Below are 13,975 nucleotides of genomic sequence, written 5' to 3'. Positions count from 1 at the left end.
ACACGGACAGAGCCTTGCCTTTCCCAAGTTGTTATTGGTACTGGCGGTCGATCCATTGGCGGTAGCTGCCGCTTGTGACGTTCTCTGCCCAGGCTTCGTTGGCGAGATACCATTCGACCGTTTTGCGAATGCCTGTCTCGAAGGTCTCGTTGGGACGCCAGTCCAGTTCCCTCTCTATCTTGGCCGCATCGATGGCATAACGGCGATCATGGCCTGGCCGATCACGTACAAAGGAAATCTGGCCCCTGTAGCTTGCCCCGTTTGGCAGGGGTCTCAATTCGTCGAGGATCTCGCAAAGCGTGTTGACGACCGATAGGTTCGTCAGTTCGTTCCTGCCGCCCACATTGTAGGTTTCCCCGACTTCTCCTCTCTCCAGAACACGTCGGATCGCGCTGCAATGATCTTTGACGAAGAGCCAGTCGCGTATCTGCATCCCGTCTCCGTAGATCGGAATCTGTTTCCCCGAGAGGGCATTGTGAATAACCAGCGGAATAAGCTTCTCTGGGAAATGATAGGGACCGTAGTTGTTCGAACAGTTCGTCGTCAGAACAGGAAGGCCGTAGGTGTGATGATAGGCGCGGACCAGATGGTCGCTCGCGGCCTTGCTTGCGGAATAAGGACTGTTGGGTTCATATTTGCGATGTTCGCTGAAGCCGGCCTCGGCGGGAGCAAGTGAACCATAAACTTCGTCCGTCGATATGTGAAGGAAGCGAAAGTGCTCCCGGAACTGCTCGTTCTGGGAGGCAAGAAATCCGCGGGTCGCCTCCAGCAGGCGAAATGTGCCGACGATATTGGTCTGGATAAATTCTTCTGGCCCATGGATCGATCGGTCCACGTGACTTTCCGCAGCGAAGTTAAGGATGGCGCGAGGCTGATGGGAGCGCAGCAGTTCTTCGACACGGCCGTAGTCCGCAATGCTGCCTTTGACGAAGAGGTGGCGCGGGTCGTTCCAAACGGAGGCGAGATTCTCAACATTGCCGGCATAGGTTAGGGCATCAAGGTTGACGACCGGCTCATCGTGAAGCGCGAGCCAGTCGAGCACGAAATTCGCACCGATAAAGCCGGCGCCTCCCGTCACCAAGATCATGTTTTTCCCTTTGGACATCTGATAAATGGAAAGCTCTAGTCTCATTGCGCCAACCCGCCGTCAACCGAAGAGATCGGCAATGCTGAATTTCGTTTGTCCAGGTGTCGGTCACATTGGGGTTGCGCTAGTTCGGGCGTTTCCATAAACACCTCCCAAAGATTGCATCGAAAGACGACGTGAAAAATGACGAAAACTGCGCTTATCACCGGGGTGACTGGTCAGGACGGTGCCTATCTGGCCGAATTGCTTCTGAGCAAAGGCTATATAGTGCATGGCATCAAGCGGAGATCATCGTCTTTCAACACCGGCCGCATCGAGCATATCTATCAGGATCCGCATGAAGCCCATCCGCGCTTCATCCTCCACTATGGCGATATGATCGACTCGACCAATCTTCTGCGGATCGTGCAGCAGACACAGCCTGATGAAATCTACAACCTTGCCGCACAAAGCCATGTCGGCGTCAGTTTCGAAACGCCGGAATATACAGCCGATGCCGATGGTATTGGGACGTTGAGGCTGCTTGAGGCGATTCGCATCCTGGGTCTTGAGAAAAAAAGCCGATTCTACCAGGCATCGACATCGGAACTCTATGGTCTCGTGCAGCAAGTGCCGCAGAACGAGAAGACCCCGTTCTATCCGCGCTCTCCCTATGCCGCAGCCAAGCTCTATGCCTACTGGATCGTCGTGAATTATCGCGAGGCATACGGCATGCACGCGTCGAACGGCATTCTGTTCAACCATGAAAGCCCGCTTCGCGGCGAGACCTTCGTCACGCGCAAGATCACGATGGCGGTGGCTGCCATCAGCCTCGGCCTTCAAGACAAGCTTTTCCTGGGCAACCTCGACGCCAAGCGCGACTGGGGCCACGCGCGCGAATATGTCGAGGGCATGTGGCTCATGCTGCAACAGAACAAGCCGGATGACTACGTCTTGGCGACGGGTGAGACAACGCGTGTCCGCCAGTTTGTCGAGTGGGCCTTCGCCGACGTCGGCATCACCTTGGAATGGAAGGGGTCCGGCGTCGACGAAAAGGGTTATGACTCCGCCTCCGGTAGGTGCCTTGTGGAAATCGATCCTCGATATTTCCGCCCGACGGAAGTCGATCTTCTGCTTGGCGACCCGACCAAGGCGCGTCAGAATCTGGGCTGGCACCATAAGACGCCGGTTCGCGAACTCGCAGCCGAAATGGTGCGCGAGGATATCAAGCACTGGAAGGCTCAAGGCAGCCGGAAAGAGATCTGAGTGTACGACTTATCCAACAAAAAGATCTGGATTGCCGGTCATCGTGGTATGGTTGGCAGCGCTCTTGTGCGCAGGCTTCAATCGGAAAATTGCAGCGTCATCACGGCTACCCGCCGGGAAGTCGACTTGAAGCGCCAGGACGAGGTCGAGAAATTTGTTGAATCAGTTCGACCTGATGCGGTCATCCTCGCCGCTGCAAGGGTTGGCGGCATCCTCGCGAATGACAGCTATCCCGCAGAATTCCTCTATGACAATCTTATCATCGAAGCCAACATCTTCGAAGCCGCCCACCGAGCGGGAGTGGACCGGCTTCTCTTCCTGGGCTCAAGCTGCATCTATCCCAAACTCGCTCCACAGCCGATTCCCGAAGAGGCGCTGCTGACCGGTCCGCTCGAGCCGACCAACGAATGGTACGCGATTGCCAAGATCGCCGGTATCAAGCTCGCGGAGGCCTATCGTAAGCAATATGGTCGCGATTACATTTCGGCCATGCCGACCAATCTGTACGGCCCGGGCGATAATTTCGACCTGAATTCCAGTCATGTAATGCCCGCCCTCATCCGCAAGGCGCATGCCGCGAAACTTCGCAAAGACCCGCACATCGTGGTCTGGGGCACAGGGACCCCGCGCCGTGAGTTTCTTCACGTCGACGACTGCGCCGACGCCTTGGTGTTTCTGCTCAAAACATATTCGGGATCGCAGCACGTCAATGTCGGCTCGGGCACGGATCTCGAAATTATCGAACTGGCGCGTTTGGTATGCCGCGTTGTTGGTTACGAGGGCGAGATCATTCATGATCTTTCCAAACCCGACGGCACGCCGCGAAAGCTGATGAGCAACAAGAAGCTGCAGGACATGGGCTGGAAACCAAGCATCCCGCTTGAGGACGGCATCCGAGCCACCTACGCTTGGTTTCTGCAGTCCGAAAATGGAGCCGATCCAGCGGTCTGATACCAGGCGGTCAAGATCAGCATTTTGCAATTCCCGCGTCGATGTTCGCGGCATGGAGGCGTCGCCTTCAATTCCTCGTGATGCCCAGATTATCCCGTGAATGTCGGCCAAATCCGCATGGCTGCCAGAGCGAGGAAGGTCCCAATGACCCGTCGGCTTTGTCGTGACAGGCGGCGATGCGCGGCAACTGCTCCAGCCGGTTAACATTCGCTCCATTCAGTTTCTATCCTTGTCAGCTCGGAAATCACGTTCTGGCAGCTGTGAAATCCGGAACCGCATTGTCGTCTGAACTTTCACTCCCCGTCAGGATACAGGCGAGAGGGTGGTTCGCTCTGCGTGGAAGAGCAATCGCGTCTCTTGTCGACGGCCGCAGGACAGCTCTGCCATTGCGGCGGGGAACCCGATAGGGTTAGCGCGGTGAGTATTGTAGGAAGGCCGAATATACGCATAATTTCTGCGGCTGGCGCTGCCAGGCAAGATCAGTCGAAATTCTTGGGGGAATTCCATGGAAACAATCATCGGGGATGCCCATGCTGGCGCAGTGTCGCCCGAACTCGTGGTCGATGCACTGTTCGCCTGCCGAAAGACGGCAGCGATCAGGGCGGCCATCGAGCTTGATCTCTTCACTCATATCGGCGAGGGCAAAACGCCAGCTGTGCTGGGATCGGCAACAGGCGCCTCGGAGCGTGGGGTTCGCATCCTCTGCGATTACCTTGTGGTCCATGGCTTCCTGACCAAGGAGGGCGAACGGTACAGAACGACGCCCTCGACCAGAATGTTCCTCGATCGCAATTCGCCGGCCTATATGGGCTCCGCTGTCGAGTTCGTCGCCGCACCCGAAGTACTGGATAACTTTCTGCGCGACCCGGCCGCCATCGTGCGAAACGGCGGTTCGGCCGGGCTTGCGAACATGTCGCCAGACAATCCGGTCTGGCTGAAATTTGCGCGCGGCATGGGCTCCTTTACCGGGCTCAGCGCCAAACTACTGGCTGGCGAAATCTCCGGCTGGCCGGTCTCCCCAAAGAAGGTGTTGGACATCGCCGCAGGTCCAGGCGTTTTCGGGATAGAAATTGCCAAGGCCTTTCCATCGTCTGAGATCGTCGCCGTCGACTGGGGCGCCGTCTTGGAGCTGTCGAGGCAGAATGCGGAAAAAGCCGGCGTGGCGGACGGCTACCGGACGATCGCCGGCAGTGCCTTCGATGTGGAGTGGGGCACGGGTTATGACCTCGTCCTGCTTCCGAATTTTCTGCACCATTTCGATTTGCCGACATGCGCTGAGCTGTTGCGAAAGATCATCGCGAGCCTTGCAAAGGATGGTCGGATCGTGGCGGTCGATTTTGTGCCGAACGAAGATGGCGTGTCGCCGCCTTTTCCCGCGGCCTTCTCCTGGGAGATGCTCGCCAGCACGCCGGCGGGCCAGGCTTATAAGGAAAGCGAGTTGGCTGAGATGGCAAAAATGGCCGGACTAGCCGGCGTCACGGTCAAACCGATGCCGCCGACGCCTGCAAGCCTCATTCTCTTTGAATAGCCGCAACAAAAAGCCGTCTGTCCTATTTTGTCGACAGAACCGAGCTCATCTGAGGTTGAAGAAGGACTGGCTGGGGAACCTGGATTCGAACCAAGATCGACGGAGTCAGAGTCCGCTGTTCTACCATTGAACTATTCCCCAGCAAGCGAACCGGCGGGCGGTTCGGCTGGTGTGCGGCGCTTATAAACAAAAGCCCGGCGATTGCAAATACCTGTTTTGAAAAAAATCGGCCCTCTCAGCCAAGGGGCGAACCTCTTCCGCAAAGCCCTCTGCCAAAAAAGAATTTGGTGATTTTGGCGGCCGCTGATATTCTTGCGGCAACGCAAAAATCGAATGAGCGCCTGCTGCATATCCCAGGGACTTGCGCGGCGCGGTGGAAAAACAACGTGGAAGACCCCGAAGGCGGCGCCAAGCCGCAATTTGACGGGGCGACGGCGGCAGGGCGCAGGGACGGCAAGAAGTCCAGGCGCCGCAAGGGCAAGCGAGGCGGGCAATCCCGCAATGCGGCTCATCCCGCTTCGCATGAGCTTTCCGGCGGTGCCGGACAGCCTGCGCGCCCGATAGAAGATGCAGCCGGGAATCCGGCCCGCAAGCGGAAGCGTCGCCGTCGTGGCGGTCAGGGCGCTTCGCAGCATGGCTCGCTTCAAAACCAGGCGGTGGAACAGACAGGCGCGGTAGCCAGTGCCGCCCGGTCGGGGGCCGAACAGGCATCGAGCCGGCGCAACCGCCGGAAGCATCGCGGCAAGCGCGGGCTGCAGGGCCGGCCGCTGTCATCGGCAAAGCCTGCCCATGTCCCGCTGCAGGAAAGCCGCGTCGATGAGACCGCGCTCAGTGCCGTCCCCGGCGAGATGCAGAACGGCGCGGCCGACGGCCGTAAAGGGCGCCAGGAGAGCATCGGTCGCCAGGGGGATCGCCAGGCCGGCGAGCACGCATGGCCGGATGAGCTCTATGCTGCGCTCGATCTCGGCACCAATAATTGCCGTCTGCTCATTGCCCAGCCGACCCGTCCGGGTCAGTTCCGCGTCGTCGATGCCTTTTCTCGTATCGTGCGGCTCGGCGAAGGCCTTGCCGCCAGCGGTCGTCTTTCCGACGAGGCGATGGAAAGGGCGGTCGAGGCGCTGAAAATCTGCGCCGGCAAGCTCAGGAACCGGGAGATCCGCCGCATGCGGCTGATCGCCACCGAAGCCTGCCGCCAGGCGATCAATGGCGCGGAGTTCCTCGGCCGAGTCGTCGCGGAAACCGGCCTCGAGCTTGAAATCATCGACCGGGAGACCGAGGCGCGGCTTGCGGTCTCCGGCTGCTCCTCACTCGTCGGCCGCGAGACCCGTTCCGTCGTCCTCTTCGATATTGGCGGCGGCTCATCGGAGATCGCCGTCATCCGCATCGGCGACAATCGCTTTAGCCGGCTGGCCAATCACATCACCCACTGGACCTCCCTTCCGGTCGGCGTCGTGACGCTGTCGGAGCGTCACGGCGGGCGCGACGTCACGCCGGATGTTTTCGAAGGCATGGTGCGCGAGGTCGAAGCCATGCTTGGAAGCTTCGATTGCCCGCAGATAGAGATCGCTGAGACCGGCGACTTCCACCTGATCGGCACGTCGGGCACGGTGACGACGCTTGCCGGCGTTCATCTCGACCTGCCGCGTTATGACCGGCGCAAGGTCGACGGCATCTGGCTCTCGGATGACGAGGTCTCCGCCATGCAGGCAAAGCTTCTCTCCTGGGATTTCGAAAGCCGCGCCGCCAATCCCTGCATCGGGCCGGACCGCGCGGATCTGGTGCTGGCGGGTTGCGCCATTCTCGAGGCGATCCGCCGCCGCTGGCCGAGCCCGCGCATGCGGGTTGCCGATCGCGGCTTGAGGGAAGGCCTGCTCACCGACATGATGGCCGATGACGGCGTATGGCGGCGCCATCGCAACCGCCGAGGTCAGCGGGCGAAATAGGGGGAAGGGCATGACAAAGGCACCGATCGCGGGAAACCGCACCGGCCGCAAGCTCGGCCAGCGCGTCAAGAACAAGAAGATGAAGGCATCCTCCCGCCAGTGGCTGCAGCGCCACATCAACGATCCCTATGTGCAGCGCGCCCAGCTCGAAGGCTATCGCGCCCGCGCCGCCTTCAAGCTGTTGGAGATCGACGAGAAATACCACATCCTGCGCGGCGCCAAGCGCATCATCGATCTGGGGGCAGCTCCTGGCAGCTGGTCGCAGATCGCCGCCAAGGTCACCGGCTCGACGGATGAGGACGTGCGTGTGGCGGCGATCGATTTCCTCGAAATGGCCCAGCTTCCCGGCGTCAAGATCCTGCAGCTCGATTTCCTCGATCCCAGTGCGCCGGAAAAGCTGATGGAGGCTGTTGGCGGCACGCCCGACCTCGTCATCTCCGATATGGCCGCCCCGACCACGGGCCACCATCGCACCGATCATCTGCGCACCATGCATCTTTGCGAAGTCGCAGCCCACTTCGCCATCGAGGTGCTGGGGGAGGGCGGGCATTTCCTCACCAAGACCTTCCAGGGCGGCACCGAGCGTGATCTGCTCGCCATGCTGAAGCAGAACTTTCGCCAGGTCGTCCATGTCAAGCCCGCCTCGTCGCGCGCCGAATCGGTCGAAATGTTCCTGCTGGCCAAGGGCTTTAAAGGGCGTAAGACGGAAGGCGAAACAGAAGAGGGTTGATCTTCAGACTTATTCCGGCTGATGATGGCGGCGCAGGATTTTAATACAGCTGGCCAGATGCTTCTCTATATCACACTCGGCACCAACGATCTTCAACGGGCAGGTCATTTCTATGACGCCGTGCTGGGTGCGCTCGGTTATCGGCGCCAGCGTCATTCGGAGGAGGAAATCGGCTATTCCGCCGAAGGTGACACGCGCTGCCGCTTCTGGGTGGTGACGCCGTTCAATCGCCGCCGTGCGACTGCCGGGAATGGTGCCATGATCGCGCTTGCGGCCGAAACGCGGGCGGCTGTCGATGCCTTCCACGCAGCCGCGATAGCGGCAGGCGCGGTGGATGAGGGCAAGCCTGGCCTGCGTTCCTACCACGCCCATTTCTATGCGGCCTATGTCCGGGATCTCGACGGCAACAAGCTGGGTGCCGTCTGCGAAAGCCCCGAATAAGACGGGGGCCTATTTCACGACCGGCTGTTCCGCCTTGATCTTAGACGCCTTCACGAGACTGGGACGGTGGCCGGAAACGAGCGCGCCGGCATTGCGGTCCATCCGGATGAAGGGAATGGTCGCAATCACGGTCAGTCCTGCGATGATGTAGAAGGCAAGGTGGAAATCCGCAACCTGTAGCGCCTCGCCCCTGATATGGATCGAGGTCTCCAAAATTGCGGCCGCCACGGCGACGCCGAGCGCCAGGCTGACCTGTTGCATGACGGAGCTCATCGATGTCGCCTGGCTGGCTTCCGCATCATCGATATCGGCAAAGGCAAGCGCATTGACGCCGGTGAACATGAAGGACCGGGAGAAACCGCCGAGAAGCAGAACGCCGATGATGATGAGATGCGGGGTTGCCGGCGTGAAGAAGCCGGTGATCACGGTCACCACAGCCGTCACCATGGCGGCGCCGATGAGCGTCGTGCGGAAGCCGGTGGCTGCGAAAACCCGCTTGGCCATGAACTTCGTGGTGATCGCCCCGATCGCCCCGGCAAAGGTAATGAGGCCGGATTGGAACGGCGTCAGCCCGAAGCCGAGCTGCAGCATCAGCGGTGTCAGAAATGGCATGGCGCCGACGCAGATTCGAAAGAGGTTGCCTCCCGTAGTCGAAGCCCGGAATGTCGGATTCTTGAATAGCTTGAGGTTGAGGATCGGCGCCGGGTGGCGCTTTGCATGGCTGACGTAGAGGATGCCGCAGGCAAGGCCGATCAAGGTCGCGGTGATGCCGATGACCGGGGGCAGGGCCGGCAGGCTGACCACCGACAGGCCGAAGACGACGCCCGCGGCCGAAAGCGAGGTGAGCAGAAAGCCGGTGAAATCGAGCTTCGGCGGCGCCGTCGCTTCAACCTCCGGCAGGAAGATCGTCGCAAGCCAGATGCCGACGATGCCGACCGGCACGTTGATCAGGAAGATCCAGTGCCAGCTGAAATAGGTAGTTATGAAGCCGCCGAGCGGTGGGCCGGTGAGCGGGCCGACAAGGGCCGGAATGGTCAGCAGCGCCATGGCCGAGACGAGGTCGCTGCGCTGCGTGGTGCGCACCAGGACGAGACGGCCGACCGGCGTCATCATCGCGCCGCCCATGCCCTGCAGGAAGCGGGCAAATACGAATTCGACGAGATTGGAAGAGACGGCGCAGAAGATCGAGCCGACGACGAAGACCGAGATGGCGAGGCGGAATATCTTCTTGGCGCCGAACCTGTCGGCCATCCAGCCGCTGACCGGAATGAACACCGCCAGCGCCACCATGTAGGACGTCAGTGCCAGCTTCAGAGTGATCGGCCCGACGTTGAGATCCTTGGCGATTGCCGGCAGCGCCGTCGAAATCACGGTGGAGTCCATCTGCTCCATGAAGAGAGCGACGGCAAGGATCAGCGGGACGATGCGGTTCATAGACGGGAGCCGTGATAGGCTGCGATCGGAGGAGGAAGGCATTTGCTGTGTAGACCCACTTCCAGGGCCTGCCAATCCTTCAATCGGCTTCGATCGCACGTTTGGTTCACGTCTGCGTGAGCTGGCTTGCCCCGCAACCTTCCCTATCAAGATTGACATATGTTCGCTTCGCCCGGGTATGAATCCGGGCGGGCATATCGTCGGGGCAGTGCGGCCGACACGCCGCGCAACAAAGGGGAGTGGACATGGCAATTTCAACGCAATTAAAGCGGCGCACGCTTTTTGCCGCAGGCCTCGGACTGCTGGCGGCGCCGGTAATTTTAAGACAGAAGGCCGAAGCGGCCCCGACTGGAGAAAGCAGCAATATGAATGCAGCGCCTTTGCCCGAAATCAATCAATTCAAGCTCGGTTCCTTTAAGGTCACCGTCGTGCGCGACGGCATCAACATCTCCGAAAGACCCAATGAAACCTTCGGCACCAATCAGGACCCCGAAACCGTCAAGGCTTTGCTGACCGCAAACTTCCTGCCGGCCGACAAGTTCTTGAACGGATATGCGCCTGCCATCATCGATACCGGTTCGGATGTCATTCTTATCGATACCGGCTTCGGCGCGGCGGGGCGGGCGCGCGGCGCCGGCCAGCTTGCCGAAGGTCTGAAGGCCGCAGGATATTCCGCCGACGACGTCACCCTTGTGGCGCTGACCCACCTGCACGGGGATCATATCGGCGGTCTGATGGAAGACGGCGCCGCCGCCTTCAAGAATGCCCGTTATGTGGTTGGCCAGGCTGAGTATGACTTCTGGTCGAACAAATCACGCGAGGGCACGCCCGCCGAAGGCGGCCACAAGGCCGTGCTCGCCAACGTGACGCCGCTTGTCGAAAAAGCCACATTCATCAAGGACGGTGACGGCGTCGCGCCCGGCATGACGGCAATGCTGGCGGCGGGTCACAGCCCGGGCCACATGGTGTTCCATGTGGAATCCGAGGGCAAGCGCCTGCTGCTGACCGGCGATACGGCCAACCACTATATTCTGTCGCTGCTGCGCCCGGATTGGGAAGTGCGCTTCGATATGGACAAGGCGCAGGCGGCGGCGAGCCGCCGCAAGGTCTTCGACATGATCGCGACCGACAAGGTCGCCTTCCTCGGCTACCACATGCCGTTCCCGGCGGTCGGCTTCGCCGAGAAGCAGGACGGCGGCTATCGCTTCGTGCCGAAGACCTATCAATTCGACATTTGAGCTACCGCATGTCGCCCGGAAGTGTGCAGCGGTTCCGGGTTAACGACATGCGTAAAAGCAAAGAGCTAAAGCGCATCGCATGAATCAAGTTTGCCGCGATGCGCTTTACGGACCGCGCGTCTATCAGGCGCGCAAAGGACGCTGTAACACTTTGAATCTACGCGTCGTGCTTTCCGGAATCGAATTCGATTTCGGGCCGATGCGGTAGATGCATGGCTGTCATGACGAGCCCGGCGGCCACACCGGGCTTTTTGCTATTTCCTTCCTGTCGTAGACGTGTTACCAGCCCTCGCCAACTTCCAAGCAATTCATGCACACCGCCGGGGCGGACGATTCGTTTCCGGGCCGGGTTGCATTTTCTTAACTGAAGGAATTTGGCCATGGCCCGCATCATTGAAACGGCAACCGGCGCGGACGCGCTTACCTTCGACGACGTGCTGCTGCAGCCCGGCCACTCCGAGGTCATGCCCGGGCAGACCAATATCTCCACCCGCATCGCCCGCGACTTCGACCTCAACATCCCGATCCTCTCCTCGGCCATGGATACCGTCACCGAAAGCCGCTTGGCGATCGCCATGGCCCAGGCCGGTGGCCTCGGCGTCATCCACCGCAACCTGACGCCGATCGAACAGGCTGAAGAGGTCCGCCAGGTGAAGAAGTTCGAAAGTGGAATGGTGGTCAATCCGGTCACCATCGGCCCGGACGCGAAGCTTGCCGAAGCGCTGAGCCTGATGAAGTCACACGGCATATCGGGCATTCCGGTCGTCGAGAAGTCCGGCCGCCTCGTCGGCATCCTCACCAACCGCGACGTCCGCTTCGCCTCGGATCCGGAGCAGAAGATCCATGAGCTGATGACCAAGGACAACCTGGTCACCGTCAAGGAGAGCGTCGATCAGCAGGAAGCCAAGCGCCTACTGCACTCGCATCGCATCGAGAAGCTGCTGGTCGTGGATGCTGACGGCCGCTGCGTCGGCCTCATCACCGTCAAGGATATCGAGAAGTCGCAGCTGAACCCGAACGCGTCCAAGGATGCCCAGGGAAGGCTTCGCGCCGCCGCCGCCATCAGCGTCGGCGATGACGGCTTCGAGCGTGCCGAACGCCTGATCGAGGCAGGCGTCGACCTTCTGGTCGTCGATACCGCCCATGGCCATTCGCAGCGTGTCCTCGATGCTGTTACCCGCGTCAAGAAGCTTTCCAATTCGGTCAGGATCATGGCCGGCAACGTCGCCACCTATGACGGCACCAGAGCGCTGATCGATGCCGGCGCGGACGCCGTCAAGGTCGGCATCGGCCCGGGCTCGATCTGCACGACGCGCATCGTCGCCGGCGTCGGCGTCCCTCAGCTTGCTGCCATCATGTCGGCGGTCGAGGCCGCGCGGGATCAGGACGTGCCCGTCATCGCCGATGGCGGCATCAAATTCTCCGGCGATCTTGCCAAGGCGATCGCCGCCGGCGCCTCCGCCGTCATGATCGGCTCGCTGCTGGCCGGCACCGATGAAAGCCCGGGCGAGGTCTATCTCTACCAGGGCCGTTCCTTCAAGGCCTATCGCGGCATGGGCTCCGTCGGCGCCATGGCCCGCGGCTCGGCCGACCGCTATTTCCAGGCTGAGGTGCGCGACACACTCAAGCTCGTGCCGGAAGGCATCGAGGGTCAGGTGCCTTACAAGGGACCGGTGTCGGCCGTCGTCCACCAGCTCGCCGGCGGCCTCAAGGCGGCCATGGGTTATGTCGGCGGCAAGGATCTGAAGGATTTCCAGGAGCGGGCCACTTTCGTGCGCATCTCCGGAGCCGGTCTTCGCGAAAGCCACGCTCATGACGTGACGATCACCCGAGAGAGCCCGAACTATCCGGGCGCCGGCCTCTGATATGAAGGCGGGCAGCGCAATTCCGTCCTGGATCCTCGCGCTGCTCGCAGTCCTCTGCCTTGCGGTGATTGCCTGGACGACATTCGGCTTCGTCGTTCCCTTTAAGCACGAAACCGGGCAGGCGGTGCTCGACACCTATTTCGCCGGTTACGAGGAATCTGCCGTCCTCCACATGCAGAAGGTGCTCGACGGGAACGAAACGGCGGCGAGGCTGCTCAGCGCCATGTATTTCGGGCCGGAGCTGATCTTTCCGGCATTGCTGACGGCGCTGCTGTTCCTTGTCTTCCTCTGGCTTGGCCCTGTCGGCTCGTGGTTCGGCCGGCCACTTCATCCGCTCCTCGCCAAGGCGATCTACCTGCTGCCTTTTATCTACGGCATCTCCGATTACGGCGAGAATATTTCCAGTCTGATCGCCTTCGGCAACGGCGCGTCTGCAGGTCTTGCAACGTACCTGCTGCCATGGATGACGCGGTTGAAATTCGCAAGCCTCGCTATCTGCTTCATCGTCGCCGCCCGGCTGGCCATTGCCCGTTGGCTCTCGCCAGGCCGGGGTTGAAGCGGCTATCAGCCCCTTCGCCGCCATACCGGATTTGACAGCCCCGCCATCATGAAATCGGAAAGGACCTCGACCTTCGCTGGCCGGTTCCGAGCAGAAGGTGTGACGAAATACAGTGCGCCGGTCGGCAGCGTCCAGGCGGGAAGGATAGGCTTCAGCCGGCCGTCTATGAGATAGTCATGCGCGAGAAACTCGGGTAGTTCGATGATCCCGAGGCCGCGTAGCGCCATTGGCACCAAAGCTTGGGAATTGGTGGCCTTGAGAGAGCCACTTGGCACGATGACCTCCTCCTTGCCTTCACTGTTGCGCAGGCGCCAGACATCCTGTCGCGCCCTATAAGTGTATCCGAGGCAATGGTGAGCCGCTAGTTCACGGGGATGTTCCGGCACGCCGTACCGATCGAGATATGCGGGTGCAGCGAGAATGAAGCGATCCACCGGCGTCAGCTTGCGCGCGACCAATGAGGAGTCGGGCAGCACCGCGATCCTGAGCGCCGCATCAAAGCCGTCTGCGACGATATCGACGACGGCATCGCTCAAGTGCAGGTCGATGGAAATATCCGGAAAGAGCTCGAAAAAGTCGGGTAGGATTGGGGCCAGCCAGCGTGTCCCGAAGGCCATCGGTGCGGCAAGCCTGATGAGCCCCTTCGGCCGGGTAGCAATCTCCCGGGCAGCGTCCTCTGCCATTTCGGCTTCGGCATATATTCGTGCGGCGCTGTCGACCAGTCGCAGGCCGAATTCCGTCAACGCGAGTTGCCGTGAGGTGCGGTTGAAGAGCCTTGCGCCCAGCCTGTGCTCAAGCCGGCTCACGGCGCGCGAAACTGTCGGCACTGACACGCCGAGCGTCTGGGCAGCCCGAAGGAAAGAACGCTCTTCGGCGACCTTCGCGAACATCGCCAGACCCTCGAAATCTGGAAATTTGCTCATTTCATTCCTGAAACAATGGATTTCAATTCTT

General features: G+C 60.6%; 12 protein-coding genes and 1 tRNA gene. 9 read left to right on the top strand and 4 right to left on the bottom strand.

The genetic code is table 11. The features are described 5' to 3' along the window. Positions 1-31: 31 nt before the first annotated feature. Complete coding sequence (gene rfbB / locus FFR93_RS15775; RefSeq protein ID WP_138393882.1) at positions 32-1,087, bottom strand: dTDP-glucose 4,6-dehydratase; 1,056 nt, start codon at positions 1,085-1,087, stop codon at positions 32-34. A gap of 183 nt (positions 1,088-1,270) precedes the next feature. Here rfbB and gmd point away from each other — a divergent pair, with 183 nt between their 5' ends. From gmd to FFR93_RS15760, 3 genes are all read left to right on the top strand, one after another. Beyond that, positions 1,271-2,332: a GDP-mannose 4,6-dehydratase gene (gmd, locus tag FFR93_RS15770; protein WP_064710843.1), complete on the top strand. Its 1,062-nt coding sequence runs from the start codon at positions 1,271-1,273 to the stop codon at positions 2,330-2,332. Beyond that, complete coding sequence (locus FFR93_RS15765; protein ID WP_138393881.1) at positions 2,333-3,283, top strand: GDP-L-fucose synthase; 951 nt, start codon at positions 2,333-2,335, stop codon at positions 3,281-3,283. Positions 3,284-3,788: 505 nt separating this feature from the next. Further along, positions 3,789-4,811, top strand: coding sequence for a class I SAM-dependent methyltransferase (locus tag FFR93_RS15760; RefSeq protein WP_138393880.1), 1,023 nt, complete (start codon positions 3,789-3,791; stop codon positions 4,809-4,811). A 67-nt stretch (positions 4,812-4,878) separates the two neighbouring features. On the opposite strand, the gene FFR93_RS15755 is transcribed toward FFR93_RS15760, so the two are convergent. Continuing rightward, positions 4,879-4,952 (bottom strand) — tRNA-Gln (locus tag FFR93_RS15755). Positions 4,953-5,197: 245 nt separating this feature from the next. Between FFR93_RS15755 and FFR93_RS15750 the strand changes: the two genes are divergently transcribed. The 3 genes from FFR93_RS15750 to FFR93_RS15740 are packed head-to-tail and all read left to right on the top strand — an operon-like array spanning position 5,198 to position 7,925. Continuing rightward, a complete protein-coding gene (locus FFR93_RS15750; protein WP_138393879.1) occupies positions 5,198-6,754 on the top strand; it encodes a Ppx/GppA phosphatase family protein in 1,557 nt (518 codons plus the stop codon). A 10-nt stretch (positions 6,755-6,764) separates the two neighbouring features. Beyond that, on the top strand, positions 6,765-7,484 hold the full coding sequence (locus tag FFR93_RS15745; RefSeq protein ID WP_064706216.1) for an RlmE family RNA methyltransferase: 720 nt from the start codon (positions 6,765-6,767) through the stop codon (positions 7,482-7,484). Positions 7,485-7,541: 57 nt separating this feature from the next. Next, on the top strand, positions 7,542-7,925 hold the full coding sequence (locus FFR93_RS15740) for a VOC family protein (RefSeq protein ID WP_138393878.1): 384 nt from the start codon (positions 7,542-7,544) through the stop codon (positions 7,923-7,925). 9 nt (positions 7,926-7,934) lie between these two features. Here FFR93_RS15740 and FFR93_RS15735 read toward each other — a convergent pair whose 3' ends face one another. Beyond that, positions 7,935-9,359 (bottom strand): DHA2 family efflux MFS transporter permease subunit, encoded by a 1,425-nt coding sequence (locus tag FFR93_RS15735; RefSeq protein WP_138393877.1) that lies wholly within the window; start codon positions 9,357-9,359, stop codon positions 7,935-7,937. A 245-nt stretch (positions 9,360-9,604) separates the two neighbouring features. Between FFR93_RS15735 and FFR93_RS15730 the strand changes: the two genes are divergently transcribed. The 3 genes from FFR93_RS15730 (at position 9,605) to FFR93_RS15720 (ending at position 13,018) form a co-directional block, all read left to right on the top strand. Continuing rightward, positions 9,605-10,597, top strand: coding sequence for an MBL fold metallo-hydrolase (locus FFR93_RS15730; protein WP_064706218.1), 993 nt, complete (start codon positions 9,605-9,607; stop codon positions 10,595-10,597). Positions 10,598-10,977: 380 nt separating this feature from the next. Further along, positions 10,978-12,462 (top strand): IMP dehydrogenase, encoded by a 1,485-nt coding sequence (gene guaB, locus FFR93_RS15725; RefSeq protein ID WP_064706219.1) that lies wholly within the window; start codon positions 10,978-10,980, stop codon positions 12,460-12,462. 1 nt (position 12,463) lies between these two features. Then, complete coding sequence (locus FFR93_RS15720; RefSeq protein WP_138393876.1) at positions 12,464-13,018, top strand: hypothetical protein; 555 nt, start codon at positions 12,464-12,466, stop codon at positions 13,016-13,018. 8 nt (positions 13,019-13,026) lie between these two features. Here the strand turns inward: FFR93_RS15720 and FFR93_RS15715 are convergent, their stop codons facing one another. After that, complete coding sequence (locus tag FFR93_RS15715; RefSeq protein WP_138393875.1) at positions 13,027-13,944, bottom strand: LysR family transcriptional regulator; 918 nt, start codon at positions 13,942-13,944, stop codon at positions 13,027-13,029. Between the last annotated feature and the right edge of the window lie 31 nt (positions 13,945-13,975).

This window comes from Rhizobium sp. MHM7A, from assembly GCF_005862215.1.
GTDB classification, from domain to species: Bacteria; Pseudomonadota; Alphaproteobacteria; order Rhizobiales; family Rhizobiaceae; genus Rhizobium; species Rhizobium bangladeshense.
The sequence above is the reverse complement of the archived record's forward strand: the minus strand, read 5'-3'. Positions and strand labels throughout refer to the sequence as shown.

Excerpts from the sequence above, each read along its gene's own strand:
- rfbB (WP_138393882.1), bottom strand. The coding sequence starts at position 1,087 with ATGATCTTGGTGACGGGAGGCGCCGGCTTTATCGGTGCGAATTTCGTG.
- gmd (WP_064710843.1), top strand. The coding sequence starts at position 1,271 with ATGACGAAAACTGCGCTTATCACCGGGGTGACTGGTCAGGACGGTGCC.
- FFR93_RS15760 (WP_138393880.1), top strand. The coding sequence starts at position 3,789 with ATGGAAACAATCATCGGGGATGCCCATGCTGGCGCAGTGTCGCCCGAA.
- FFR93_RS15745 (WP_064706216.1), top strand. The coding sequence starts at position 6,765 with ATGACAAAGGCACCGATCGCGGGAAACCGCACCGGCCGCAAGCTCGGC.
- FFR93_RS15740 (WP_138393878.1), top strand. The coding sequence starts at position 7,542 with ATGCTTCTCTATATCACACTCGGCACCAACGATCTTCAACGGGCAGGT.
- FFR93_RS15735 (WP_138393877.1), bottom strand. The coding sequence starts at position 9,359 with ATGAACCGCATCGTCCCGCTGATCCTTGCCGTCGCTCTCTTCATGGAG.
- FFR93_RS15730 (WP_064706218.1), top strand. The coding sequence starts at position 9,605 with ATGGCAATTTCAACGCAATTAAAGCGGCGCACGCTTTTTGCCGCAGGC.
- guaB (WP_064706219.1), top strand. The coding sequence starts at position 10,978 with ATGGCCCGCATCATTGAAACGGCAACCGGCGCGGACGCGCTTACCTTC.
- FFR93_RS15720 (WP_138393876.1), top strand. The coding sequence starts at position 12,464 with ATGAAGGCGGGCAGCGCAATTCCGTCCTGGATCCTCGCGCTGCTCGCA.
- FFR93_RS15715 (WP_138393875.1), bottom strand. The coding sequence starts at position 13,944 with ATGAGCAAATTTCCAGATTTCGAGGGTCTGGCGATGTTCGCGAAGGTC.